We start from the raw sequence: 26,888 nt of genomic DNA on the forward strand, positions 1-26,888 counted from the left end.
GATTCTGTTGATTCAAAAAAAATCTCATCCCTCTATTAAATATTAAATTTGTGAGCATTCAGATTTGTCAGAATAATCACGGATTTTAGAGTTAGCTTGAGTTATTTTTCTAAGATATCACTTCTCTCTATTCTTGATTTAATAAGTATTCTGAGTTCTTCTAGAAATGATCAAACACATGGTTAACAAAACTCTCAAATTATCACTTATTTTGCTGCCAATTATCGGTTAATTTTCTGGAATTTATCAGTGATAGATGAGTTATCTACATAATCAAATATAGTCATAATTTATCAGTTATCTTCCCAAGAGATTACTCAGAAACTACTCGGAAAATTGTTAAATCTAACTATTCTTTCTAGAATACTCTAAATATGGGCTATTTTTGTGCCAAATCGCCAGAAAATATGAGTAATTTTGGAATCTGAGTCATAGCATTTATTCCCATTATTTTCACCGTTGTTACTGACATATTTTTTATCATTTGTTAAGGTATCAATTATGGCATTTACTTCATGTTAAATTTGAATACCTCTAACTGGTAATCATAGATATATAGAATCTTTCAGCTATCAGTAAAAAGTAAACCCCCTAAAATATAGGTGCTAAATATTCCGACTCTATCCGGAAAAATCTGTTAGCAACAAAATTATTTATAGAAAAAATTTGGATCGGTTAAAACAATCTTGTTTAGATGATTGTCAACTGTTTAGGTAGGTAACAGGGAGATAAAAAATATTCAGGGTGCGTCAGGAAAACCCAACACACCCATGACTAATTAGCAACTTCAGCCATTTCAATGACGCGCCCTTCATAATCCTTAACTAAAAAATTCAAAGGCTTTTGGTTGCGAATTTTAAACTTTAAACCCCTGACTTCTACCCGCATTAAAATTAATTCTAGACAATCATGATCAAAGCAAACATGACGATGCTGATCTTTTTTGCCTAAACTTGCACCAGTGATAATATGTAATTGAGTATTTTTCTTGAGTTGATACCACAGCCCGTCATTACCATTATTCATGGTGTTATTAGACCAACTGGGACTAGCGGACATATATAGCGGATCAATACCTGTTGCACCGATAGTTTGCTCGTAGTTGTAATAATAGTGCAAAGGGACTTCCGCCACTGGCAAATCTAGCAAACCTGCATATAACTGTCGGGCAACTTCTAAATCTGATACCATGACAGTATAAACTTTAGGTGCGCTACTCAAAAACATCCACATAGCGCCCGCGTAAGCTGCCAGCAGCATAATCATAATCCCCTGGGTGGAGAACAGGCTATCCAAGGGTAGGGAAGGCAAAAACGAGCCGAAAGTTAGTGGACTTAGCAGGAACATTAGGGAACTAGCTTCTATAACCATGAACAAACAAGATCACAATAAAGGAACCGCTTTTAGTTGTCAGTTAAGACTAACATTAAGTCCTAGTTTCTAGTTTATCAATAGTCTGGTTGTCTGACATTGACAAATTAACTGACTTGCAAATATTGTTAGCTATCACATCACCATTCCCTAGTATATTTTAACAGTTATCTAGTCCAGAGATTGTGCAAATTCCCCACTTTCCCGAAGCTAATCACCCATTGGTGAAGTCGCTATTTCATCACAGTGATCAAGAACTACTGAGTCTATTTCAGCAATATCCTGATTATGGCAAGTATTTTACGGTGATTTTCTGCCGTTATAGCCCCATAGTTTACACCTTAATTCGGCATTCAGCGCGATCGCCTGTGCAAGCTAATTATTTGTTTGCTCTGATTTGGCGCAATATATATTATGAACTAGGTGGACTGAATTTAAACCAAGCAGCGACAGAGACGGAATCCTTAACCTTACAAAATTGGTTAATTAATATCACGGCATTCCATATTAACGAGATTAAACTACCACCCACAGAAGCTATTCATTATTCTCTCAAGGATACATCACCACCGCTATGGTGCTATGTAGAACGGGCATTAGATCAACTCCCACCAATATCACGATTAATCGTCTTAATGGCACAAACTTTCCACTGGAGTGAAACCAGAATTGCTGCATATTTGCAAGCTGAAGGAGAACAAATTTCCCCCGCTGAAGTAGCAAATTCTCTCCAAGAAGGTTATCTGATGCTAGAAGATAAATTACCTGCTGATATTCGGGCTATTTACTTAGGCGAGGCTGGGATTTAGTCCTAACTTTAGCTATAATAATCACAATAGCTCATCTGCTGTCCAAAACCAAAGGGAAAATGCTAGGGCTGAATTTCTCAGATAATGTTACAAAACCGTGTCGCAATTACAGAAGTAAATAGAAATCCCGCAGAAGATTTAAAATATTTAGTCGTCTCTGGGGAAATCTATAAAAAAATGGGTAACTTTACCAAAGCCAAGGATTTATATAAACAAGCTATTTCCCTAGCCCAGAAATTAGAAGATAGCAAGCAACAAAGTTTATTAGTTTATAAAATTAATAGTCAAAATCCCAGATACCCGACTTCTTGAAGAAGTGGGGGAGCTAGAAGTCGGGGATCTAAATTAAATTAAAAAATAGGAAATAAGTCATGATCACGAATCAAAGAGAAATATGATAGTATAACTAGGAGAGAGATAAAAATTTATAAAATAGAAATTGAAAATTCACCTAATCAGGTGATGAATTAGATAAATCAAATGATTATCATAGATTCTCAACTATAGAATATTCTTGCTAACTTCTATTCCTAACCTTTTTTGATCATGATTTTTTACATAGAAATTCCCTTAATTGGCAAAAAAGTTAAATATCCATTCCGTTGGTTAATGGGTTTAATAGCTAGTGGTGTTTTAATTGTGGGAACAACAGCCACTATTCAAACCATCCAGCAAAAAAATAAACCGCTAGATGTGACTAAATTAACTGTTCCTGTAGAGGCAAAAAGTGTAACTGTCCGCATTACTGCTAGTGGCAAAGTTCAACCAGTTCAAAGTGTAAATATTAGTCCTAAAAGTCCAGGACTTTTGGCAGATTTAAATGTGGAACAGGGAGATACTGTCAAGCAAGGACAAATAATTGCTCGCATGGATAATTCGGAAATTAAAATGCGAATTCTCCAGTACCAAGCTAATTTAGCACAAGCAAAGGCACAATTAGCAGAAAGCGAAGCCGGCAGTCGTCCCGAAGAAATTGCCCAAGCAAAAGCCCGTGTAGACCAAGCACAGGCACAATTAGCGATTATTCGAGATGGTAATCGGTTACAGGAAATTCAACAAGCACAGGCTCAAGTTGACTCGGCAAAAGCTTCTGTAGCACTTACCCAATCCAGAGTCAAACGTTATCAAGATTTAGCTAAAGATGGGGCTATTTCCCAAGATAGTTTAGAACAATATGTCAGTGAAAATAGTAAAGCTAAGGCTAATTTAGAAGAAGCACAACGCCGATTATCTTTACTGAAAGTGGGCAACCGCAACCAAGATATTCAAAAGCAAGCAGCAATTGTTAATCAGGAAAAGGAAGGATTACGAAAATTAGAAAATGGTAATCGTCCCCAAGAAATTGCTAGATTAAAAGCAGCAGTAGCTAGTGCGGAAGCTCAGTTAAAACAACAACAAGTTCAATTAGAAGATACCATTATTCGCGCTCCTTTTTCGGGAATTGTCACTCAGAGATATGCGACGGTGGGAGGTTATGTTAGTCCAGCAATTTCCGCTTCTAGTAATGCTTCTGCCACTTCAACTTCTATAGTAGCTTTGGCAAAAGGTTTAGAAGTTTTAGCAAATGTTCCTGAAGTGGATATATCCCAAATTAAACAGCAACAAAAAGTGGAAATTACCATTGATGCCTATCCTGAAGAAGTTTTTCAAGGACAGGTACGTTTGATTGCTCCCGAAGCGGTAGTTGATCAAAATGTCACATCATTTCAGGTGCGCGTGGCGATTAATACGGGGGCTGAAAAACTGCGTTCAGGGATGAATGTCAGTGAAGTCACATTTCTTGGCAATAATATCAAAGATGCGCTGTTAATACCCCAGGAATTAATTGTTACTCGCAAGGGAAAAACTGGTGTGTGGTTATTAGGTGAAAAAAATAAACCTCAATTTCGTCTTGTGACAATTGGCGCGAATATTGATAACCAAATTCAGGTTTTAGATGGTCTTAAAGCCGGAGATCGGGTATTTATTGATCTGCCTAAAACGAAGGAAAAAGAGAAAATAGAACAGGGAAAAGAAAATAAAAAATAAGCACAAATTATGGACATTTTAGAAAGTGTAAAAATGGCAACCACTACCTTATTAGCTAATAAGTTGCGAAGTAGTTTAACTATGTTGGGAATTATTATTGGCAATGCTTCCGTTATTGCCATGATTGGCATTGGAGAAGGCGCACAAACACTGGCAACTAAGCAATTTGCATCATTAGGACCGAATACCTTATTTATTGTCCCTGGGAGTCCAGGTAGTCGGGGAAGGGTGACAACAATGCCCAGAACTTTAGTTTTACAAGATGCTAAAGCGATCGCTAAACAAGTCCGTGCAGTTAAAGAAGTTGCTCCAGAAATTAATAACAGAAGCACAATTACTTATAGAAATAGAAATACAACTAGTACAGTTATTGGCACTACTGCTAATTATATAACAGTTCGTAGTTTTGAAATTAAAGAAGGCAGGTTTTTTAATGACTTCGATATTAAACGTAATAAGAGAGTAGCAGTATTAGCTCCAGATTTAGCCAACAAACTCTTTGATAATCAAAATCCTGTTGGTCAAAAAATCCGCATTCAAAATACTACTTTTCAGGTGATTGGCTTAACAGTAGCTAAAGGTTCTTCCTTTGGCAATAACAGTGATGATACAGTTTTTATTCCTATTAACACTATGTTTAGTCGGTTAGTGGGGAGAACATCCCCTTTTGGTATTAATGTTTCTTTAATTTCTGTATCTGCTCAAGATGAAAATAGCATCTCAGCAGCAGAATTTCAAATGACAAATTTACTCCGTCGTCGGCACAAAATTGTCCGTGAAGATGATTTTACTATTCAAAGCCAAAAAAATATCTTGGAAATTACCAATACAATTACCAGCGGCTTAACACTAATGTTAGCTGCGGTTGCCAGTATTTCCTTATTTGTGGGTGGGATTGGGATTATGAATATTATGCTAGTTTCTGTAACTGAACGTACTCAAGAAATTGGACTGCGTAAAGCTATTGGTGCAACTCAAGAAGATATTCTTTTGCAATTCATGATTGAAGCCGTGATATTATCAGTAGCTGGTGGTGTAATCGGTATTGCTTTAGGCGGTGGTAGTATTATTTTAGTGGGTATCCTTACCCCATTACAGGCGGCAATTTCACCAAGTGCAGTTTTATTAGCTGCTAGTGTTTCTGGTGGGATTGGTTTATTTTTTGGTGTAGTTCCTGCCCGTCGTGCCGCTCAACTTGACCCAATGGTAGCACTGAGAACGGCGTAAAAAAATTTAAAATTAATGGACATTCGCTACAATTATACTTTGACAGGAGGATAAATTTCCGTGGATAATACTTTTACGATAACTGACACAAGTATTCCCCAATCTGCATCGCCATCAGGAATTATTCGGCTGGAAAATATTTTCAAAGTTTATGGAATTGGAGAAATAGAAGTTAAAGCACTGAATAATGTAAATTTAGTCATAGAAGCAGGTGAATACTGTTCGATCATGGGGCCTTCTGGTTCGGGTAAATCCACAGCCATGAATATTATCGGTTGTTTGGATCGTCCCAGTAACGGAAATTATTATTTAGATAATTTGAATGTCGCCCAAATTAGTGATACTGAATTGGCGCATATTCGTAATAAAAAACTAGGTTTTGTCTTTCAACAATTCCATTTATTAAATCAATTAACGGCTCTAGAAAATGTCATGTTACCAATGGTGTATGCTGGCGTTAAACCTGGGGAAAGAAAAGATCGCGCGACATCTGCATTAATCAAAGTCGGTTTAGAAAAACGCCTCAATAACAAACCTACCCAATTATCAGGAGGACAACAACAAAGAGTAGCAATTGCTCGCGCCATTGTCAACAATCCCGTCGTTCTCCTCGCAGATGAACCCACCGGCGCACTTGATTCTCACACCACCCAGGAAGTATTAGACCTGTTTAATGAACTTAATAGCAGTGGTATCACCGTTGTTATTGTCACCCATGAATCAGAAGTTGCGCGTCAAACTAAGCGGATTGTTTGGTTTCGTGATGGTGAAGTTGTTCATTCTCATCTTACTCCCAATGAATTACATCAAGTTGTCATATCTTAGGGAATTAAAAATTAAGAATTAAAAATGTAATTACTTCCTATTACCTGTTTCCTGTTCCCTAATCCTAATGAATACTATACCTGAATCCATCCCCAATTGGGAAGAAGAACTAGATAACGTCATTTTTACCTTTGATGATATTCAAGCCGAACTTAACTATAAACAAGCCAAAACCGCACTCAAAAACTTAGTGAATAATCTTGATCTTTCTGCTGCGGAAAAATCAGGTTTAGAAGCAGAAATTAATGATTTAGAAATCATGCTAGATAAACTCGAAAGCATGGTAGTACAAATTGCAGCTTTTGGGATGGTAGGACGGGGTAAATCTTCCCTTCTTAATGCTTTGGTTGGTCAAGAAGTCTTTATTACTGGTCCCTTACATGGTGTTACTCGTGATGCACAAACAGTAAATTGGAGTATTAGTGAAGAAGCTTTAGGAACTTTAAAAGCCACATTACCCAGCAATGGCCAATCCCAAGTCGAATTAATTGATACTCCTGGATTAGATGAAGTAGACGGTGAAACTCGCGCAGCTTTAGCTGAACAAATCGCTAAACAAGCCGATTTAATTCTCTTTGTTATTTCTGGAGACATGACCAAGATTGAACAAATAGCTTTATCGCAATTGCGAGAAGTCGGTAAACCGATAATTTTAGTCTTTAATAAAGTTGATCAATATCCGGAAACTGACCGCATGACAATTTACGAAAAAATTCGAGATGATAGAGTGCGGGAATTACTTTCACCCGCAGAAATAGTCATGTCCGCAGCTTCACCATTGGTCAAAATTGCCGAACAAAATCCTGATGGTTCTAGGAGTGTAAAATTGCAAAAAGGTAAATCCCAAGTTGATGAATTAAAATTGAAAATATTGGAAATTCTCCACCATGAAGGGAAGGCTTTAGTGGCTTTGAATACGATGCTTTATGCTGATAATGTCAATCAGCAGTTGGTACAGCGTAAACTAATAATTAGGGAAGAAAATGCTAATCAGTTAATTTGGAAAGCAGTCATCACAAAAGCATTAGCGATCGCTCTCAATCCTGTTACAGTAGTTGATATATTAAGTGCCGTAATTATAGATATCTCCTTAATCTTAGGTTTATCCAAACTTTACGGTATCCCTATGACCGAAACCGGTGCTGTGAAATTACTCCAAAAAATCGCCCTGAGTATGGGTGGTATCGGTGCTAGTGAACTATTAGCAAATTTGGGTTTAAGTGGTTTAAAAACCCTCCTTGGTGTCTCTACAACAGCAACAGCAGGAATGACAATTGGACCCTATTTATCCATAGCCATAACTCAAGCAGGAGTAGCTGGTGTCTCTTCATACAGTATTGGCCAAGTTACCAAAGCCTATTTAGCCAATGGTGCAACCTGGGGACCAGATGGACCAAAAGCAGTAGTTAGTCAAATTTTATCAACTTTAAATGAAACTTCTATTTTAAACCGCATTAAAGATGAATTACTGATTAAAGTTAGACGCAGAAAAAAATCTGAAATCTGATTAAATTTTTAGTAAAATACCATCTTCATCTATACTCTAGACTTAGGGCATAAAATCTGCATTAAGAAGCTGAATTAAAGAAAAAGATGGCTGTTCAGGGAATAAAGTTGAAGGAAGTTGATATTTATTTATTGTATCATTTCTAGCATCTGTATAACAATCTAGAAATACATCATTTAAAATACCTTTTAAACTAGGACTATCTGCTAGAGTATAGGCTATTTGTCGTCTTTGTTCAACAACAGTATTACGCCAGCCCCTAGCATTATAATCTTTTTCTTCTGTCCAATATTGTAGTTTTAATAAGTCTTCAATTAAGACAACTAGACGAGTTTTTAGTTCTTTCTTTTCACTCCTTCCCATACTATCAATTTCTTCAATTAAATTCTCAATATCTAATTGTTCTAATTTTCTTTCTCTCAAGATTGCAAGTGTAGTTTGTATCCACAGATAAAAATCTTGCTCATATAATGTTTTATTAGTATCAATGGTCAGCATAACAACTTCTCCTGACTCGATAGACTCTTGATAAGATTATACAACTAACTAATTTAACTTAGCAAGTAATTGACGAATAACATCGGCATCTTTAGCATCAGGAACTTTAATTAAATAAATTTGTAAATCTTCCATAGCTTGAGAAAACTGCCCCAGTTGATAATACAACAAACCCCTATCTCTTAATTCAAAACTTGCTTCTGGAAATAACATTAAAACTCGTTCTACTATCGCCAAACTTCTTTCTAAATCCTGCTGCTGAAGATAAATATATTTTAAATTAGTCAACATTCTAGCTAAAAATTGCCGATTACTCACAACTGCTAAAAATTCAGGTTTTAGCATTACCTCTTGTTGATAAATTTGTGAAAGTCTTTCTTGACAGTCTTGGGCAAACATCACCTCTCCACCATTAAAAGCATCCACAAAAATGCCTATATCTTCCACATCTGGACGAATCAGAAAATGTCCCGGCATTCCTACCCCTACCATGGGAAAATCAATCCGTTTTGCCACCTCTATATAAACTAATGCCAAAGTAATGGGAATTCCCATTTTCCGTTCAATGACATCATTAAAAAAACTATTGCGCGGGTCATAATAATCAATTTTATTACCATCAAAACCCAATTCTTCATATAAATATTGATTAATACTTTGAATAATCCGCAGGGGATAGCGAGAAGAAGGCAAACGTTCCTCTAACTCCATTGCCATTGTATCAAGAGCATTTAAATATTCTTCAGGATCAATATCTGGATATTCTTCCTGGGCAATATATAAAGCTGCCTTTGCGAGATTGATATCCTCGTCAGGTTGTTGAATCTCCTGGTAAAAATACTGTCGTGCTAACGAGAAATTCATAAGCAATAAGGATGAAGCGACTGGAGGGAAAGTACAGAGTTTTTTGTACCTGCTCTTATTTTAGAGTATTCAGGCGATTTATGGAACATGGTCTGGATCTATTCTCTCTTTCCCAATTCCTCGTTTCTCGTTTTCTCGTTCCCAGTCTCCAGATTGGGAATGTTATCTTTCTCGTTCCCAGTCTCCAGACTGGGAATGTTATCTTAGAGGTTCTACCTCCAATAAAAAACAACAGAAAAAAGAATTATGATAGTATGATTAAAACAGATTGATAATTATGGCATTTTTATTCAAATTCTCAAAACATGAAATTACCTGACTTAGATGCTGAAAGCATAGATCGTATTATCGAAATGGCTTGGGAAGATCGGACACCATTTGATGTGATAGAAAAACAATTTGGACTCTTAGAAAAACAGGTAATTGCTCTCATGAGAAGAGAAATGAAATCATCGAGCTTCCGAATGTGGAGAGAAAGAGTTACCAAACGCCAAACTAAACATTTAGAAAAACGCGAATTTATTGCAGGTAGATTCAAATCCCAAAATCAGAAAACATAAATTCACATAAAATAATCTCTGATTGGAATTTGGATATTAGGCGATCAACTTTCACTACAACAAGCAGCATTAAAAAGCTGTCATTATCAAACAAATACACCTGTAATTTTCATTGAATCATTGCATCATATCCAAATTAGACCATATCATCGCCAAAAATTAGTGTTAATTTTGTGAAGGGCCAATTCAAGTAAATTAATCATCTGTGCAGGTCTTTCTTCCGATCTCAAGCCACATAAGTGATTGAAAAACGCTTCCTGTTTATCAGCGGCTGGATTGCGAAGCTCGTTCACATATTTTTCAAGGGTAATGTTTGCCATCTTGTTCTTGAGTAAGACATAGGAGAGCATAGGCTGCTCCCAGCAGAAGTTTATATTCTGCTGCAAAGCATATCGTTGAAGTGTTTCATCAAATGATTGGGAAATAGAGTTTAGTGGACGGAATAATAATAGCCCGGAACAAAATGCTTTCTGAGCCAAGATGTTTTTGTCGTCTGTAACCAGACCAGCCATATTTGGATTATCTTGCGTCCTATCGGGATAGCCGTATAAATTAACTAGGTTAAGGTCGCAAATGGAAAATAGTTTTGGCCAATCAATAGGACGAATGCATACTATGTCAGTATCCAGATACAGTAACGTGATATCCTCAGTGTATTCTATGTAATTCAGTGCCTTTAACCTGAATGCAGCAGCGTCTTTTGGTTCTTTTTCGCCTAAAGGAACAAAAGTTACTTTCGGAGCCTCGTATCCATAGACATCTAGCCATGAAGAGCCATGATTCTTGTCGCAGAATACTAATATTTCTCCATCAAAGCCCCCAACAGAGCGAATGCTCAGTGCGGATATGATGGCTTCTTGAAAGTATCTCTGTCCAAAGCCGCAATAGTAAATAATTTTCTTCATAAAACAATACTGTAGGCAAAAAAAGTCGTTCTTTCTCTGGTAGTAAGGACATTAACAAGTATTACTGGTTGGTTTGGAGCCGAACTTTCTGATCGTCATCAAATCGGCGGAATCAGTACAGGTAGTAAAAAATATCCCTAACCTGTTCCAGAAATCAAGGATCTGGTCTTAATAATGAGTTTAAGGCAAAGGTGGAGTCGTTAAGTGCTAACCTAAAAGATGATATCGCTTGATCTGGGGTCTTAAACGACCCACTTGTGAAAACTAGCTTCAATCATTTAGGCGCAGCATGGTCACCACCGCAGAAAAAACAAACATTGGTTACATTACCCAAGTAATTGGTCCGGTTATAGACGTTAAGTTCCCCGGCGGTAAATTACCCCAAATCTACAACGCTTTAACTATCACAGGCACCAACGAAGCTGGACAGGCTCTCAGCTTAACTGTTGAAGTACAACAACTCTTAGGCGACAACCAAATTCGGGCTGTGTCCATGAGTACCACCGACGGTTTAGTTCGTGGTTTAGAAGTTGTAGATACTGGCGCTCCGATCACCGTTCCCGTTGGTAAAGCCACCTTGGGACGAATTTTCAACGTTTTGGGCGAACCTGTAGATCAGCAAGGTCCCGTAAACGCTGAAGCATATCTGCCCATTCACCGCGACGCTCCCAAATTCACAGATTTGGAAACCAGTCCTTCTGTGTTTGAAACTGGGATTAAGGTTGTTGACTTGCTCACTCCCTACAAACGCGGTGGTAAAATCGGTCTGTTCGGCGGTGCTGGTGTTGGTAAAACCGTGATCATGATGGAATTGATCAACAACATCGCTACCCAACACGGTGGTGTGTCCGTATTCGCGGGTGTGGGTGAACGCACACGGGAAGGAAATGACCTCTACAACGAAATGATGGAATCTGGAGTTATCAATAAAGATAATCTCAACGAATCCAAAATTGCTCTAGTTTATGGTCAAATGAACGAGCCACCCGGAGCAAGAATGCGGGTTGGTTTGTCTGGTTTGACAATGGCTGAGTATTTCCGTGATGTCAACAAGCAAGACGTATTACTGTTTGTTGATAACATCTTCCGGTTTATCCAAGCTGGTTCAGAAGTATCCGCGCTATTGGGTCGGATGCCTTCTGCGGTAGGATATCAGCCTACTCTGGGTACAGATGTAGGTACATTGCAAGAACGGATTACCTCTACAAATGAAGGTTCTATTACTTCTATTCAAGCTGTATATGTACCTGCCGATGACTTCACCGATCCCGCACCTGCAACCACCTTTGCTCACTTAGACGGGACAACTGTATTGTCTCGTGGTTTGGCGGCTAAAGGTATCTATCCTGCGGTTGATCCTTTGGGTTCTACTTCCACCATGTTGCAACCCAACATCGTTGGTAGCGAACACTACGACACTGCACGGGCTGTACAATCCACCCTCCAACGTTACAAAGAACTCCAAGACATCATCGCCATTTTGGGTTTAGATGAATTGTCTGAAGAAGATCGTTTGATTGTGGCACGGGCGCGGAAAGTTGAGCGGTTCTTGTCTCAGCCTTTCTTCGTAGCTGAAGTATTTACTGGTTCTCCTGGTAAGTATGTGAAGTTGGAAGACACCATTAAAGGATTCCAACAAATTCTTTCTGGTGAATTGGATGCTTTACCTGAGCAAGCTTTCTACTTGGTAGGCGATATCACTGAAGCTAAAGCTAAAGCTGAAAAGCTGAAAGGTTAGTCATTGGTCATTAGTCAGTAGTCAGTGGTTTTTTATGCAACTGACAACTGACAATTGACAATTGACAAAAGGCAAATGACAAAGGACAACTGACAAATGACATTAACTGTTCGTGTAATTTCTCCAGACAAAACCGTTTGGGATGCTGAAGCTGAGGAAGTAGTTTTACCTAGCACCACTGGTCAATTAGGTATCCTTAGTGGACACGCTCCAATGTTGACAGCTTTGGATATAGGTGTCATGCGTGTTCGTGCTTCTAAAAATGCCCCTTGGCAAGCGATCGCTCTTTTAGGTGGTTTTGCTGAAGTTGATGAAAATGAAGTCACGATTTTAGTCAACGGTGCTGAACGTGGAGATAAAATTCAACTTGAAGAAGCCCGTACTGCTTTTACCGCAGCACAGACTAGCCTAAATCAAGTCAAACCAGAAGATCGTCAAGCACAAATCCAGGCAACAAAAGCATTTAAACGCGCTCGCGCTCGTTTTCAAGCTGCCGGCGGTTCGGTATAAATCGTATACTGCATCAAAAACTAATGAGGGTGGGCAAATTGCCTACCCTTATTTTATTGGTATTTTAAAAAAATCGGAAGTCTGGTAAAAAATTACATTAAGTTTCAGAAAAATCATTCCATCCTGATGAAGTGATACCTTAGATGATTAATCGCCCAAAGAGGCAGATATATGAAAAGCTTTCCGTTTTCTCTTGGTAAAAGTAAGCAAAATAAATTTGTCAGCTTGGCTACATCTGCAATTGCAGCCTTAGCCTTAGCCAGTGGTGTTAATGCTGCCAATGCCACTTCCATAAAAACACTGACAGCCAAAGAATTAACTTCTGTCTCAATCCCGTCTCATCAAACCCAACAATCAGTTACTCAGTCTGTAACTGGCCAAATCCCCTATCAAGCCATGGGGATTGAACCTTTAATCATTATTCCTGTGATCATTATTGGTGGTTGTTTCTTCTTTGGTGGACTGGTAGTTATCGGTGAACGGGAAGTTGGTATTGTTGTCAAAAAATTCACCCTTTCCGGTAAAGGACTACCTCCTGGTAGATTAATCGCTTTGAATGGTGAAGCGGGCTTACAAGCGGACACCCTCGCCCCTGGTTGGCACTGGGGTTATTGGCCTTGGCAATATGCAGTTAAGAAAGAATCAGTAATTGTTGTCCCCCAAGGTCAAATCGCTCTGATTGTCGCCGCAGATGGCGCTTCTAACCCTCCAGAACGGATTTTGGGCAAAATTGTCGAATGTGATAATTTCCAAGATGCGCGCAAATTCTTGACCAAAGGTGGGGAGAAAGGAAGGCAAATTGCTTTTATCACCGCAGGTAGTTACCGCATCAATACAGCGCTGTTTAAAGTGATTACAGCCGGAAATGCCAGTAAAGAGGGTATGCGTCCAGAACAGTTACAAATCTATGAAATAGCCGCAGAAAAAGTTGGGATTGTGACTACTTTGGATGGTTCACCAATTGCTGCCGGTGAAATTGCTGGGCGTGCTATTACTGGACATAATAATTTTCAGAATGGTCAAAAGTTTATTGACGCTGGGGGACAACGGGGTTTGCAAGAACAGGTATTATTGTCGGGTTCGTGGAATCTGAATCCTTGGTTGGTAAATATTGAACAAGTACCGATGACTCAAATCCCTATTGGTTATGTAGGTGTGGTGATTTCTTTTGTCGGTGAAGAACACGAAGATGTGAGCGGGGCATCTTTCACTCACGGAAATTTGGTCAATCAAGGACATAAGGGTGTTTGGGTTGAGCCTTTATATCCTGGGAAACACCCGCTTAACACTAAAGTGATGAAAGTTGAGCTAGTGCCGACAACAAACATTGTCTTAAACTTTACTGATAGAATTAGCGGTCAGCATGGGTATGATACGAATTTAACGGCACTGAAACTTCTGTCATTTGATGGTTTTAGCTTTGATTTGGAGATATTCCAAATTATCCACATTGGTGCTTCAGATGCACCGAAAGTGATTTCCCGCTTAGGTTCGATGCAAAATGTCATTGATCAGGTTTTGCGTCCCATTGTGGGGAATTATTTCCGCAACTCGGCTCAAGAATATACTATCCTGGATTTCTTGATTGCCCGAAGCGAGCGCCAAGTAGAAGCTTCTGAATACGTTAAATCTGCCTTACGTGCTTATGATGTGCAAGCAGTGGATTCGTTGATTGGTTTGATTACCCCACCGAATGAATTAATGCACACGCTGACAGACCGGAAAATTGCTGAGGAACAACGCAAAACTTACGAAGTTCAGCAAATGGCACAAACCCAACGGCAAATGTTGGTCAGGGAAACAGCGATCGCAGATATTCAGCAAGATTTGGTAAAATCGGAACAAGGTGTGACAATTGCCGAGTTGCAAGCTAACGCCCAAATTCAGCAAGCAACAGGTGAGGCTGAAGCTATTAAACTCAAAGCCATAGCTGGAGCAGAAGGTATCCGAGCCACAGGTAACGCCAAAGCAGAAACCTACCGGACAGGTGTACAAGCAGTGGGTTTACAAGGTTACACAGCTATGCAGTTGATGGAAATTGTTGGTGATCATCATGTCCGCATTATTCCCGATATCATTGTTGGTGGTAATAATGGTAGTAATAATGGTTTAGCAGATGGTTTGTTGTCTATGATTCTTTGGAATCAAACTAATAGCAAAACCCATCCAGAATCGAAAATCCCTACACCTCCACCTCTTCCTAATCCTATAGTTCCTAAACCTGAATCAACTAATCAAAATAGTTAAGCTTTGGCGACTAGAAGTCGCGGCTACACAAACAAAGTCCGCCGGCGCGGACTAAACAAAAATCAAACGTTTGAAACCCACCTGCGTGGGTTTTGCCTGTGTAGACGCGGTTTCTAACCACCGATTTAAAAGTTAGTGAAATTCGACAGCTTACGCTTCATCTAAAGCTGCAATGAGTTTATTGTTTTAAATGGAGAGAATTATTCTTTGTCCTCCAAATTAACATCTTGATAAATGTCAGTTAAACTAATCTCAAAATCAAGATGTTGTAACTCAACAATATCATTTTCCGATTTATATTCCTGAATAACTTTTTTAATTGAACTAATAAAATGATAAAAACTGCGAGAGCGTGTATTTTCTAGATTTAAATAAGGTGCTATCATTCTTGATCCGTTTATCTTTTGGTATTCAGGTACAAGTGATTTCAGTTCTTTTGATGGACTTTCAAGATTATCAGGATTGCGGAACTTATTTTTATTTTGCTGTGATGAAAGATTGGTTTTATTATAAGCCTTTTCTACTGCTTCCAAATCAGCAATATACCAACTTTCAAGTTCACGACAAGCAATACGCACAATAGATTGAAATTTATTTGCTGCTTCGCATTTTTCTTGAAGATTTGTTTTAATAACTTGACAGTCACCAGAATCTTGATCACGCAAAATAATGAATCTTGCATGAGGATTATTATATCCTTGAAGTTTTCGTGTTATCTGTTTTTCTAAATCTTGTTTACCGCTAAAAACAATATAGCGAACAACTATACCTAATTCTAGTATTATCTTCGGTAAAATTCCTTGAATCATTGCTTTTGCAGATGGTTCTTCTAGTAAGAAAACAATCTCTATCATAGCGGGTCTGCTCCCTCAAAAAAACCCTGTCTCCATAAATAACCAAGTTGATCACCTTCATTCATGTATGTTGTGATTTGTTCATCATCACTCGCTCGCTTAACTACTGTATAACCTCTTTCCTTTTGTAACCAAAATACCTCTTCTAGTTCACAACCATTTAAAAAATCAGGGGAATGAGTGGATACAAAAACTTGACCTCCCTTGCGTGCATATTCTCGAAATTCTTCTGCAAGTTCATAAAGAAGTTTTGGGTAAAGTTGATTTTCTGGTTCTTCTACACATAGTAAAGGATGAGGTTTTGGGTCATACAAAAGCACTAAATAAGCAAACATTTTGATAGTTCCATCAGAAACATATCGCGCTAAAAAAGGATCATGAAAATCACCGTCTTTAAACCGCAGCAATACCCGCCCTTCTTCAGTAATTTTAGAATCAACTTCGCTGATACCAGGAACTCGCTGTTTTAGTTTTTCAATGATTTTATGGAAAATATCAGGGTGTCTTTTATAGAGAAATTCTGTCACCATTGCTAAATTTTCACCCTCTTTGGAAAGATGTTCTGCATAACTAGATTCTCTTTCTGGTCGCGCTTGTTGGATATGAAAATCGGAAATATGCCAATTTTCAAGTAAATCACCAATTGCTTTACTTGCAGGAAATTTTTCAAATTGTGCCAACCCTTTTAATGCTAGAATATCTGGAGATTTTAACTCGTGGTCTTCTCGTTTTAAGTCTTTTTCATCTATAACTTGATCAGGTTCATTAATAACAGCTTGTCCCTTACCTTTAGAAAAATCAATAAACCGCCAAGGCTGACCTTTACTACCTCTTCGGTATTGAAGAATCTCTTTTTCTATGATAGGGCTACCATCTTCTTCGTTGATTTTCAAAGAATAAGTAATTAAGGGTGATTTATCAGTTAGACGAAATTTTAATTCAATTTCTATCGGTCCAGTTGAATTGCGGCTTCTTACTTCCTGGAATCCTCGACCTCCTCCTAATTTCGTGAGAGCAACATGAACGTTATCAGTTAAAGCATCTTTTAAAAAACTGAAGACATTAAAAATTGTGGTTTTACCAGTACCATTTGCACCGACGAAAACGCACATTTTAGGAATATTTTTAATTTCTACGTCTTTGAAAGCTTTAAAGTTTTTTAAATGGATACTTTCGATTTTCATAGTATTCTCCTTGACAATATTTTTCTTTGCATATTTCATTTAACTATAACTAATGGAATGAATGACAAAGCTAAAAATTTCATCCTTCATCTTTGTCAGGTGTGTTTGGGGAAATTTGAATAAAACAATTTGACCAACTATTGCCATTTTTCTATAATGTCCGCTTCTGTGTATTCAGGGAGATGATCATTTTCTAAACCTCTCATAGCTTGTTCAAGAGAAAATTGATTCCATTCTTGATTTTCTGTATTATTTATATATGGTAACAAGGTATTATAAAGCGTTAGTTTTTCTTGTTGCAATACTTCTTGAACTATCTCTTTAATCAAGGCTTTCAGTTCTTGGGTTTCCATAATTTTACCTTTGGCTAACTTCCTAATGCTAGTAGATAAATGCTAACAAAAAGAGTAAGGTAATGTAAAACTACACCCCTACTCAATTTGTTATCAATTATCGAAATTTAACAGCTTACGCTTCATCTAAAGCTGCAATACCAGGCAAAATCTTACCTTCTAGCAACTCCAAACTCGCACCACCACCGGTAGAAATGTGGCTCATTTGATCAGCTAAACCAACCTTTTCCACAGCCGCTACAGAGTCACCACCACCGATAATGGTAGTTGCGCCGGTTTTGCCAATTTCTGCTAAAGTATGAGCGATCGCTTCTGTACCCGCAGCAAATTTATCAAACTCAAACACACCCATAGGCCCATTCCAAATTACAGTCTGACAATCAGCCAAAGCCGCTTGGAAAACCTTGATAGAATCAGGACCAATATCTAAACCCATACCATCGGCAGGGATATTTTCAATGCTGACAGTAGTAGCATTAGCATCAGGCGCAAACTTATCAGCAGAAACAATATCTGTAGGTAGCAACAAAGCCACACCCCGTTCTTTAGCTTTTGCTTCCAACTCTCTAGCCAATTCTAGCTTATCTTCTTCCACCAAAGACTTACCAACATTCAAACCACGAGCTTTATAGAAAGTGAAAATCATCCCACCGCCAATGATCAACTTATCGCACTTTTCCAACAAAGTTTCAATCACACCGATTTTGCTAGAAACCTTAGAACCGCCAATAATAGCCGCCAAAGGACGCTTAGGTTCTTCAATTGCACTTTGTAAATATTGCAATTCCTTCTCAACCAAATAACCAGCCACAGAAGGACTTAAAAACTCAGTTACGCCCTCAGTAGAAGCGTGAGCGCGGTGTGCAGTTCCAAAAGCATCATTTACATAAAAATCAGCGTTTGCTGCCAATTTTTGAGCAAATTCGCGGTCATTCTTTTCTTCTTCCTTGTAAAAGCGGACATTTTCTAACAATAGCACTTGGCCATTGTCCAAAGCCGCAACTTTAGCAGCAACATCATCACCAATACAGTCATCAGTTTTGATAACTTCCTGTCCCAACAACTCAGCCAGACGTTTAGCAACCGGGGTTAAACGCAATTTTTCATCTACACCCTTGGGACGACCGAAATGGCTTGTTAAAATGACCTTAGCACCCTTTTGGGTCAAATCTTGGATAGTTGGCAGCGCCGCCCGAATCCGGGTATCATCGGTAATGTTTCCTTGATCATCCACAGGCACATTAAAATCAACTCTTACTAAAGCGCGTTTTCCAGATATATCAGCCGCAGATAAACTTGCTAAACTTTTTTTAGACACAGTACAACTCTCCTGATTACTTTTTTGTTATTGTCTTCAAAATATGACCATCAAGATTTTACCGGAGTGAGGGGCGCAGAGGTGAGATATGTTTAAAACAGTTCTATTTCCCATTGATCAAAGTCGAGAAGCCAGAGAGGCCGCTGATATAGTTGCCAATATTGTGCAAACTTATGGCAGTCGCTTAATTTTGCTTTCAGTCGTTGAAGAACCCGACCCAGAAGCACCTGCTACCAGTCCTATGGTATCTCCAGAAGCAGTTGCCAAACTCCTAGAAAATGCCCAAACCTTATTTTCTGGACAAGGAATTATAACCGAATTACTAGAAAGACAAGGTAAACCAGCCTTTACTATCTGTGATGTTGCTGATGAAGTTGAGGCCAGTTTAATTATTATGGGTTGTCGAGGACTAGGTTTAACGGAAGAAGGCGCAACTGATAGCGTCACCATGCGGGTAATTAACCTTTCTCCCTGTCCTGTTTTGATTGTTCCTTAATTAACTATCGGGTGCGTTAATCTGGATTAACCCAGTGTAGCGCACCTTGTAAATTTTTTGTAATTAAGACTCAAGCATTGACAGAAAACCCAAAATATGTATTAGGTGAAAACTATATCTTTCGTAGGGGTAAAGCAAGAGCTTCATTGGTGTCAACTTAACGTAAATTGATGTCCCTTCCAGCCTGGGAATTCATTCCCAGGCGGGCAGGGTGCATCAGCTAAGTATAATCTGTATTTATCTATTTGATAGCATAGCGCAAAAGTTTGAAATGACTAATAGCTAATTTAGGGATATTTATGATACACTGGGCTGAAAAGTTCTGTAAACCCTCAACAATCCCCAAATTAAGGCATTTAACTCATGCTTTCCCAGATTTTCCAACAAAGATTGACAGATTTATTAGATAATATTACTCAAGATCAAAAATTACTGAAAGAATTTGAAGAAGAATTAACTGTTGAAGACAACCCTCGAACATTAAAAAAATATAAAAAAGAAATTAAACGACAACAGGAATCTATTGATAATTATAGACAAGAATATACAGAATTAGAACAACAGTTAACTGGTATATCTACACCGCAAATACAGGTAGTAGGAAATCAACTGCAAATAATAGAAAACCAATTACAGCAAATAGACGCAAAATTAAATATTGTTCTTATTAACCAAGATTCACTTTTAATTCGTTATCAAGCTTCTGAACAAGCAATTTTGAGAGTTTTTATTGAACAGCTAAATCAGACTCAATTAGCTTTTACAGAAAATATGTTAAATGCGGTAGCAGCTAATCAAGTATCTGAGTCAGAAATGCTGCAAATGTTGGCAGTTCTAGAATCACGCATACCTTCTTTACCTTCTAGCAGTCAAGCAGAATTTGCCGAAATTATCAAATCTCCTGAATTAGATACTAGACATAAAATTACAGTCACTTTACCAATTGTTCCTTTTTTGATTAATTATGAAGGTGAATTAGAATTGGGAACTGGTTTTAATATCAAGTCTGCTTGGGAGTTTATTATCAAAAAATTAGGGAGAAAGTAAATTGTGGATTTGCGTCAGCACCTTGAAGAAGAATTAGAAAAAGATTTTCAACTTCTTAAACAGTATGAAAATGAGAAACGTAATGAAAATGATCCAGGTCTTCGTAATAGGTTGGAGAATAGAATTCAGTCAATCAAACAAGTAATAGAAAAACGTCAAGAGGAATTAAATAAATTACCTAAATCTTCTCCAAATTCATCTTCAAATCAATCTTTTAGCCAAGATTTGGGTTTTGGTGTAAAATTGGAGATGGTTTATATTCCTGGTGGGACATTTTACATGGGCGCACCAAAAACAGAAGAAGAGAGTTTAGATTATGAACGTCCCCAACACTATGTAACGGTGAAACCCTTCTACATGGGAAAATACACTATTACTCAAGAACAATGGGAAAAAGTAGTTTATTCCTGTCCTCCAGTTGCTAGAGAATTAAATTCTCGTCCTGCTTACTTCCCAGGTGATAAACTACCTGTAGAACGAGTATCTTGGAATGATGCCGTTGAGTTTTGTGCTAGACTCTCTCACAAGACAGGACAAAAATACCGTTTACCCAGTGAAGCTGAATGGGAATATGCCTGTCGTGCCGGTTCTGCAAAACCTTTTGCTTGTGGTGATACAATCACCACAAATGTGGTAAACTATGATGGTAACTTCACCTATGGTAATGCCCCCAAGGGAGAATATCGAGGAAGAACAACTCCAGTAGGAACTTTTCAGCCCAACGTCTTTGGTTTATATGATATGCACGGCAACGTCTGGGAATGGTGCGCTGATACTTGGCATGATAGCTATGAGGATGCGCCTAATGATGGAAGTGCATGGATAAGCGAAACTAATCAAAACGCTAGGCTGTTGCGCGGTGGTTCGTGGGACCTCAATCCTGGAAATTGCCGTTCTGCTGTTCGCTACTTCATCAATCTCGGTTACTACTACGGCAATATTGGTTTTCGGGTTGTATGTAGTGGTGCGGCGAGGACTTAGTAGCCCTTTACACTCTTGCTCTTTTGCCCTCTGCTCTTTTCCTCTTTACCCTTGCCAAGCGTAACGGAGTGGAGCGATCTTTTTTATTTTGTGACTTTTCAGAAATTCGAGCTATTTAATTTAATAGAAACTTTCACAGCCTTGGTTTCATTCACGATAACACACAAATCTGAAACTGTCAACTCGTTCCCAGACTCCGGCTGGGAATGCCCCCCAGAGGCTCTGCCTCAAGCATCCCACCTCACACCTCACAAATCAACCAACTCCATTACCCTCGCTCCCAGACTCCGGCTGGGAATGCCCTCAAGAGGCTCTGCCTCAAGCATCCCACCTCACAAATCAACCAAATCAACAGCCAATAAACTTGGTAATTCCAGATAATTCCGATAACTAGAATAACGCCAATGAGACGGCTCATCAACATAACCACGTTGCACCGGATTATGATGAATGTAATCTAATTTTTGTCTAAACATTTCCTCATCAGAAATTGCCTGGGGGTGAAAACCTTCTTGCCAAAGTTGATAATCTTGTTTTGTTTTATGTTTTAATTTATGAAATTCTAGTTGCTGAAGTACATAACTGGCGTTATTTTTCTCAAGTAAATCAATAATCGAACGAGCCGTAAATGATTTAAAATTTGCAATTTCTTTAGATAAATTGGCAGCAGCAGCAATAAGATGAAGATGGTTTTCCATAATCACATAACCATACAATGTCAACCGCTGCTGGCATTGGAGAAAATTGAGAGAATCTATAATAATTTGGGCAATTTCCATATTGCCAAATAATGGCATCCAATTTACCAATGTGCAGGTAAGAAAGTGGGGTTGTGTTCCTAAGAGGGTGTTTGAAAAGTTATGGTTGATGTATCAAATATTTTTTCCCCCACCCTAACCCTCCCCTTGTAAAGGGGAGGGAACTGGATTTTTATTGTTTCCCCCCTTTACAAGGGGGGGGACTAAGGGGGGTAGCAATGTGATGAAAATTACGGAATACCACTTTTCAAACATCCTCTAATCACGAGGGGCATTGAAAGCTTCCCAAGCAGCCTTAGCAGCATTTTGGAATCTGTCGCCCAAATCTGTGACATCCTTATGCAGTAAGTTCCAATTATGCTCCAATTCTTCTTGAATTTTAGCCCAAGAATATTCTAAGCGGTCTCTTTCGATCAGTTTGTCTTTTTCAATAGCTTCTCGTACCTGACGCACAGCATTTAAATAGGTTTCACGGGTAATAGTTCCAGCCGATTCAGCTTCAGCTTGGGCGCGGTTTTTAATCGCCTCTAATAATGCTGTAGTTTCCTGCTTAACTTCATCTATTTCCCCATTTTCGCTGGTATGAAGACTAATTTCTACGATTTCTATAGATTCAATATTGTTAGTAGTCATAGTTGCCACATCCTGTTGGTAAAGTTTACTTGTGGATGAATATTGCACCTGTAATCATCATAATTTGGTCATCAGTTAATTGGGGATTTATGAATATACTTATGACCAAAGATAGATTATTAACGACTAATCAGTTGCCTTTCTAATTGTAGTAAAGCTTCTACTCTTGCTTCAGTTGCTGGGTGACTAGAAAAAAGATTTCCCAAAAACTGCCCAGAAATGGGATGAATAATTAATAATGGTTCAAAAGCTGGATTAGCATTCAAAGGCATTTGTCTCGCTGTAGATTCTAACCGTTGCAAAGCCCTAGCTAAGGCGCGAGGATTACCTGTTAATTTTGCCGCACCAGCGTCAGCAGAAAACTCTCTAGTGCGGGAAATAGCCAACTGAATAATTGTTGCAGCCATAGGGGCAAAAATAACTGTAGCTAATACACCCAAAGGATTGCCACCTCTTTCATTATCCCGTGAACCGCCACCAAACCACAGACTATAACTGAGCATTTGCGCGAGGAAAGAAACAGCCCCAGCCACAGTAGCCGCCACCGCTTGAGTTAAGGTATCACGATTAATAATGTGGGTAAGTTCGTGGGCAATTACGCCTTCTAATTCATCCTCTGGGAGGATGTCTAAAATCCCGGCAGTGACAGCCACAGCCGCGTGTTCAGGATCTCGTCCTGTAGCAAAGGCGTTAGCAGTGGGACTAGGAACAATGTACACTCCCGGCATGGGAATATTGGCACGGCTAGATAATTTTTGGACAATACGATACAGTGCTGGTGCTTCCGCTGCGGTGACAGGCTGGGCGTTATATACGGCTAAAGCAATCTTATCTGATTGATACCAGGAGAATAAATTAGTCGCTGCTGCTAACCCAATTCCTATAATCAAGCCCCCCGTACCACCAATTACCCAGTAACTAATTGCTATCAATAAGCCACTTAGAGTACCTAGTAAAATAGCCGTTTTCAGTTGATTTCCCATCTTGATAACTCTCCTACTTGTGCTGTATTAATTTTTATAACTTTGTCTGGACAACAGCATCCTTTTAGCCACCTCTTGATTGTATCGAGTTCAATTTTGAGGTACAGTGATGAAAACCTGTCACCAAAGTACGGTTTTCCCTTTGAGGTTGATTGAATAAAAGATTAATAATGTTACAACAGACAGAAATTCGTGTTCCCATTGCCATTAGTTTAGGGGCAATAGCTGGAGCTTTAAGTCGCTATTATTTAACTTTGTGGTTGACAAACTGCTTTGGTTTTGGTTTTCCCTATGGAACTTTTTTTATTAATATTAGTGGTTGTTTAATAATGGGGTTTTTTGCAACTTTAGCTATGGAAAAAACAGCGATGATTTCTCCAGAAATTAAGTTGATTGTCGCTACAGGATTTTTAGGGGCATATACTACTTTTTCTACTTTTGGGTTAGATACAGTTGGCTTGTTACAACGTGGTAATTGGTTAGCTGCTGCTGGTTATTTTTCAGGTAGTACAATTTTAGGAATTATCAGTGTTCAATTGGGGATGATTATTGCTAGAATGTTAAATTAAAAGTTATGGGAAATTAATCAATACAGAAAATGGTGCAAACACAATCTTTTATCAACGAAAATTCTTTCACAGAAATATTACCTGGAGGGAGTAACCCCGATTCTTTCCAATTAGCAGAAGCATGGTATCCAGTTCACTATCTTCAGGATTTAGATAAATCAAAACCCACTCCTTTCACTCTTTTGGGTAAAGATATTGTGATTTGGTGGGATCAAAAAAACTCATCTTGGCAAGTATTTATAGATCAATGTCCTCACCGTCTTGCACCTCTTTCTGAAGGCAGAATTAATGAAGATGGACTATTAGAATGTCCATATCATGGTTGGTCTTTTGCTGGAGATGGAACTTGTCAAAAAATTCCCCAACAGGTTGCAGGTGCAAAAGCAGAAACCTCTCCCAGGGCTTGTGTAACATCTTTACCAACAACAGAAAGACAAGGATTATTATTTGTCTATGCTGGTAATCCAGAAAATGCCATAAATACCAAAGTTCCTGTAGTTGAACCCATAGAAGCAGCGCCGGAAGGCTGGGTAATTATGAACACTTTTCGAGATGTTCCTTATGATGCTTTGACATTATTAGAAAATATCCTTGATCCTAGTCATATTGCCTTTACGCATCATCTTACAGTGGGAAATCGTGCCAATGCTGCACCTTTAGAATTAGAAATAGTTGAATCAGGAAAACATGGTTTTGAAGGGATTTGGAAACAAGGATTAAAAGCGGGACAATCGGGAAAACTTTCCACAACATTTATTGCTCCTGGTTTGATGTGGCATGATATTAATGCGGAAAAAGGCAGAATTTTAACTGTTGTTTATGCTGTCCCCATTCGCAAAGGTGAATGTCGAATTATTGCCCGTTTTCCTTTTAAGTTCAAGTCTAAACTACCCGGATTTTTTATTAAAATTCGCCCTCGTTGGTATGTCCATATTGGACAAAATGGCGTTTTAGAAGATGATCAAATTTTTCTCCATTATCAAGAACGTTATTTAGCGGATAAAGGTGGTAGTGCTAATTTTAATAAGGCTTTTTATCTAGCGACAAAAGCAGATACTTTTGTGGCTGAGTTACGTAAATGGGTAAATCAATTTCATGGGGAAACATTTCCAGGGGAATCTTTACCACCACTGTTATTGAATAAGGAAGGATTGCTAGAAAGATATCATTCCCATACAGAAAAATGTGCTAGTTGTCGTCAGGCTTTAAAAAAAATTCAACGGTTAAAATTCTGGTGTGGTGTTTTTACTATTGTTGCTTTAGCTAGTAGTCCTTTATTGGCTTTTTTGGTAGAAACAAAATCAATTGTATTGGTGATGGTGGAAACATTTGTTCCTCTGTTTTTCGGTGCAGGATGGTGGAAATTAAGTCAGTTGGAAAGGGAGTTTTATGAAGGGAGAATGATCCCCCCTCGTAATTTACCAGAGAAAAAAAGATAAATTGGCGGTTTCAAATTTCACTTAATACTATTGTCAGCGTCCAAATATGAAAGTTTGAATTCATACTCTCGGTATCAATCGGGCTTTGATACTCTAGATGCTGAGTCTATACCTGTTCATCTGTCTGAGGTATTGTCAGAATCAGGATGTCCAGGATTTAAGGATTTACAGGATGTTTGTTTAAGTTGCGTTTTTAGGGTTTGAGGATTCTATACTTCTCGGTTAGACTCAAAAAACTGCAATGTGATCTAGATTAGTGCTTTTTGCTGCTTGATAGGGAATAATAGAATAAATACTCCTTGTCAGATAAAGGTGAGTTTTGACAAATGGACTGGACAACTATACTCAAAGCACAGCAGACTGATTTTATTCAAAGACTGAAATCTGGTGACTTACTCCATTGTGAGAAGGAAGGCCAGCATAGTGAGTTGACGGTTATCTCTGGAGAGAGGTTAAAGCAATTACGGGATTTTTGCTGGGAGATGGCTAATAAATTTAAGCAACAATCCGATGTTAAGAACATCTTTTTCAATAATATGAAGGGAAAGCTGGGTGAGGAGGTTGTTAAAATCTGTTTAGGTGATTTTGTCACTGAGGTTGATTATGAAAAATATAGTAGTGGAGATGGGAAAATTGATTTTACTTTAACTTCTGATTCGTCAGTTGGTATTCAGGTTAAAACCCGTTATGGATATTTTGATAAAGTTCAATGGACAATTGATAGAGAAGAAATTGAAAAAAATGCTGTTTTAGTTTGTATTTTATGTCAAGAAGAATTTAGTGACACCGAAAAAGAGTATCGTTTTATTATGGCTGGGTTTTTACCAACCAATATGATTCAATATGCTTTTAATGAAGCTATACTAGGAATAGATGAATTACTTTATCCTGGTGGTTTGCGTGGTTATTTAGATAGTTTAGTATCTTACGATGCTGACAAATATATCAGTTTAGGCGATGAATGTCTTGATAAACAAGATTATGAAGGTGCTATTTTAAATTATCGTCATGCCTTACAATTAAGGGCAAATGAGGCAATTACTTATTATGAAAGTGATGCAATTATTTATTACAAAAGGGGAAATGCTCACTTTGAATTAGGAGATAATCAGAACGCTATTGATGATTACACTCAAGCTATAAAAATTAATCCTAATAATGCCATTGTCTACAACAATCGGGGG

At 38.3% G+C, this 26,888-nt stretch carries 27 protein-coding genes and 1 pseudogene; 17 read left to right on the forward strand and 11 right to left on the reverse strand.

Going from position 1 to position 26,888, the window contains the following annotated elements; translation table 11 throughout:
* Window positions 1–774: 774 nt before the first annotated feature.
* Window positions 775–1,371, reverse strand: coding sequence for a hypothetical protein (locus AN490_RS07165; protein ID WP_015080736.1), 597 nt, complete (start codon window positions 1,369–1,371; stop codon window positions 775–777).
* A gap of 185 nt (window positions 1,372–1,556) precedes the next feature.
* Here AN490_RS07165 and AN490_RS07170 point away from each other — a divergent pair, with 185 nt between their 5' ends.
* The 6 genes from AN490_RS07170 to AN490_RS07195 all read left to right on the forward strand — a co-directional run bounded on the left by AN490_RS07170 (window position 1,557) and on the right by AN490_RS07195 (window position 7,767).
* The gene (locus AN490_RS07170; protein WP_168632884.1) at window positions 1,557–2,180 is read left to right on the forward strand and encodes a sigma factor-like helix-turn-helix DNA-binding protein; all 624 of its coding nucleotides are present in this window, start codon (window positions 1,557–1,559) and stop codon (window positions 2,178–2,180) included.
* An 84-nt stretch (window positions 2,181–2,264) separates the two neighbouring features.
* Window positions 2,265–2,492, forward strand: coding sequence for a tetratricopeptide repeat protein (locus AN490_RS07175; protein ID WP_300001240.1), 228 nt, complete (start codon window positions 2,265–2,267; stop codon window positions 2,490–2,492).
* A gap of 234 nt (window positions 2,493–2,726) precedes the next feature.
* Window positions 2,727–4,208: an efflux RND transporter periplasmic adaptor subunit gene (locus tag AN490_RS07180; RefSeq protein WP_300001242.1), complete on the forward strand. Its 1,482-nt coding sequence runs from the start codon at window positions 2,727–2,729 to the stop codon at window positions 4,206–4,208.
* 9 nt (window positions 4,209–4,217) lie between these two features.
* Complete coding sequence (locus AN490_RS07185) at window positions 4,218–5,435, forward strand: ABC transporter permease (protein ID WP_300001244.1); 1,218 nt, start codon at window positions 4,218–4,220, stop codon at window positions 5,433–5,435.
* A 60-nt stretch (window positions 5,436–5,495) separates the two neighbouring features.
* Complete coding sequence (locus AN490_RS07190; RefSeq protein WP_300001246.1) at window positions 5,496–6,260, forward strand: ABC transporter ATP-binding protein; 765 nt, start codon at window positions 5,496–5,498, stop codon at window positions 6,258–6,260.
* Between the two features lie 67 nt (window positions 6,261–6,327).
* Complete coding sequence (locus AN490_RS07195; protein ID WP_300001248.1) at window positions 6,328–7,767, forward strand: GTP-binding protein; 1,440 nt, start codon at window positions 6,328–6,330, stop codon at window positions 7,765–7,767.
* A gap of 42 nt (window positions 7,768–7,809) precedes the next feature.
* Here the strand turns inward: AN490_RS07195 and AN490_RS07200 are convergent, their stop codons facing one another.
* Both AN490_RS07200 and AN490_RS07205 read right to left on the reverse strand, forming a co-directional pair.
* On the reverse strand, window positions 7,810–8,265 hold the full coding sequence (locus AN490_RS07200) for a DUF29 domain-containing protein (RefSeq protein WP_300001250.1): 456 nt from the start codon (window positions 8,263–8,265) through the stop codon (window positions 7,810–7,812).
* Window positions 8,266–8,313: 48 nt separating this feature from the next.
* Window positions 8,314–9,129, reverse strand: coding sequence for a SirB1 family protein (locus AN490_RS07205; RefSeq protein WP_148765549.1), 816 nt, complete (start codon window positions 9,127–9,129; stop codon window positions 8,314–8,316).
* A gap of 305 nt (window positions 9,130–9,434) precedes the next feature.
* On the opposite strand from AN490_RS07205, the gene AN490_RS07210 reads away from it, so the two are divergent.
* Together AN490_RS07210 and AN490_RS07215 are read left to right on the forward strand one after the other, a co-directional pair.
* A complete protein-coding gene (locus AN490_RS07210; protein ID WP_148765537.1) occupies window positions 9,435–9,689 on the forward strand; it encodes a TIGR03643 family protein in 255 nt (84 codons plus the stop codon).
* Window positions 9,690–9,707: 18 nt separating this feature from the next.
* A pseudogene (locus tag AN490_RS07215) lies at window positions 9,708–9,860 on the forward strand (cryptochrome/photolyase family protein); the annotation flags it as partial.
* Here the strand turns inward: AN490_RS07215 and AN490_RS07220 are convergent.
* A complete protein-coding gene (locus AN490_RS07220; RefSeq protein ID WP_300001253.1) occupies window positions 9,836–10,594 on the reverse strand; it encodes a hypothetical protein in 759 nt (252 codons plus the stop codon). The pseudogene AN490_RS07215 and the gene AN490_RS07220 sit on opposite strands and share 25 nt — an antisense overlap.
* 289 nt (window positions 10,595–10,883) lie before the next feature.
* On the opposite strand from AN490_RS07220, the gene atpD reads away from it, so the two are divergent.
* The 3 genes from atpD (at window position 10,884) to AN490_RS07235 (ending at window position 15,089) form a co-directional block, all read left to right on the forward strand.
* On the forward strand, window positions 10,884–12,332 hold the full coding sequence (gene atpD, locus AN490_RS07225; RefSeq protein ID WP_300001255.1) for a F0F1 ATP synthase subunit beta: 1,449 nt from the start codon (window positions 10,884–10,886) through the stop codon (window positions 12,330–12,332).
* A gap of 96 nt (window positions 12,333–12,428) precedes the next feature.
* Window positions 12,429–12,842 (forward strand): ATP synthase F1 subunit epsilon, encoded by a 414-nt coding sequence (gene atpC / locus AN490_RS07230; protein WP_300001257.1) that lies wholly within the window; start codon window positions 12,429–12,431, stop codon window positions 12,840–12,842.
* 171 nt (window positions 12,843–13,013) lie between these two features.
* Window positions 13,014–15,089, forward strand: coding sequence for an SPFH domain-containing protein (locus tag AN490_RS07235; RefSeq protein ID WP_300001259.1), 2,076 nt, complete (start codon window positions 13,014–13,016; stop codon window positions 15,087–15,089).
* A gap of 200 nt (window positions 15,090–15,289) precedes the next feature.
* Here the strand turns inward: AN490_RS07235 and AN490_RS07240 are convergent, their stop codons facing one another.
* The 4 genes from AN490_RS07240 to AN490_RS07255 all read right to left on the reverse strand — a co-directional run bounded on the left by AN490_RS07240 (window position 15,290) and on the right by AN490_RS07255 (window position 18,798).
* Complete coding sequence (locus tag AN490_RS07240; protein WP_300001261.1) at window positions 15,290–15,943, reverse strand: DUF4276 family protein; 654 nt, start codon at window positions 15,941–15,943, stop codon at window positions 15,290–15,292.
* A complete protein-coding gene (locus AN490_RS07245; RefSeq protein ID WP_300001263.1) occupies window positions 15,940–17,127 on the reverse strand; it encodes an AAA family ATPase in 1,188 nt (395 codons plus the stop codon). Before AN490_RS07245 ends, AN490_RS07240 begins: the two co-directional genes overlap by 4 nt.
* Before the next feature lie 137 nt (window positions 17,128–17,264).
* Complete coding sequence (locus AN490_RS07250; protein ID WP_168646407.1) at window positions 17,265–17,480, reverse strand: hypothetical protein; 216 nt, start codon at window positions 17,478–17,480, stop codon at window positions 17,265–17,267.
* 115 nt (window positions 17,481–17,595) lie between these two features.
* Window positions 17,596–18,798: a phosphoglycerate kinase gene (locus tag AN490_RS07255; protein WP_300001266.1), complete on the reverse strand. Its 1,203-nt coding sequence runs from the start codon at window positions 18,796–18,798 to the stop codon at window positions 17,596–17,598.
* A gap of 88 nt (window positions 18,799–18,886) precedes the next feature.
* On the opposite strand from AN490_RS07255, the gene AN490_RS07260 reads away from it, so the two are divergent.
* From AN490_RS07260 to AN490_RS07270, 3 genes are all read left to right on the forward strand, one after another.
* Complete coding sequence (locus AN490_RS07260) at window positions 18,887–19,294, forward strand: universal stress protein (RefSeq protein WP_015080709.1); 408 nt, start codon at window positions 18,887–18,889, stop codon at window positions 19,292–19,294.
* A gap of 363 nt (window positions 19,295–19,657) precedes the next feature.
* Window positions 19,658–20,341 carry a hypothetical protein gene (locus AN490_RS07265; RefSeq protein WP_300001269.1) on the forward strand — a complete coding sequence of 228 codons (684 nt, stop codon included), beginning with the start codon at window positions 19,658–19,660 and terminating at the stop codon, window positions 20,339–20,341.
* 3 nt (window positions 20,342–20,344) lie between these two features.
* Window positions 20,345–21,322 carry an SUMF1/EgtB/PvdO family nonheme iron enzyme gene (locus tag AN490_RS07270; RefSeq protein ID WP_300001271.1) on the forward strand — a complete coding sequence of 326 codons (978 nt, stop codon included), beginning with the start codon at window positions 20,345–20,347 and terminating at the stop codon, window positions 21,320–21,322.
* Between the two features lie 332 nt (window positions 21,323–21,654).
* Here AN490_RS07270 and AN490_RS07275 read toward each other — a convergent pair whose 3' ends face one another.
* The 3 genes from AN490_RS07275 to AN490_RS07285 form a co-directional block, all read right to left on the reverse strand.
* A complete protein-coding gene (locus AN490_RS07275; RefSeq protein ID WP_300001273.1) occupies window positions 21,655–22,119 on the reverse strand; it encodes a transposase in 465 nt (154 codons plus the stop codon).
* A gap of 219 nt (window positions 22,120–22,338) precedes the next feature.
* Entirely contained in the window at window positions 22,339–22,713 is a 375-nt protein-coding gene (locus tag AN490_RS07280; RefSeq protein ID WP_015083660.1) for a hypothetical protein, read from the reverse strand.
* Window positions 22,714–22,832: 119 nt separating this feature from the next.
* On the reverse strand, window positions 22,833–23,696 hold the full coding sequence (locus AN490_RS07285) for a M48 family metalloprotease (RefSeq protein WP_015083661.1): 864 nt from the start codon (window positions 23,694–23,696) through the stop codon (window positions 22,833–22,835).
* Window positions 23,697–23,866: 170 nt separating this feature from the next.
* On the opposite strand from AN490_RS07285, the gene crcB reads away from it, so the two are divergent.
* The 3 genes from crcB to AN490_RS07300 form a co-directional block, all read left to right on the forward strand.
* Window positions 23,867–24,265 (forward strand): fluoride efflux transporter CrcB, encoded by a 399-nt coding sequence (crcB, locus tag AN490_RS07290; protein ID WP_300001277.1) that lies wholly within the window; start codon window positions 23,867–23,869, stop codon window positions 24,263–24,265.
* 29 nt (window positions 24,266–24,294) lie between these two features.
* Window positions 24,295–25,704, forward strand: coding sequence for a Rieske 2Fe-2S domain-containing protein (locus AN490_RS07295; protein ID WP_300001278.1), 1,410 nt, complete (start codon window positions 24,295–24,297; stop codon window positions 25,702–25,704).
* Between the two features lie 326 nt (window positions 25,705–26,030).
* Window positions 26,031–26,888: tetratricopeptide repeat protein (locus tag AN490_RS07300; RefSeq protein WP_300001280.1), on the forward strand; the 858-nt coding region annotated here is incomplete at its 3' end.

This window comes from Anabaena sp. AL09 (assembly GCF_001672255.1).
Taxonomy (GTDB): domain Bacteria; phylum Cyanobacteriota; class Cyanobacteriia; order Cyanobacteriales; family Nostocaceae; genus Dolichospermum; species Dolichospermum lemmermannii.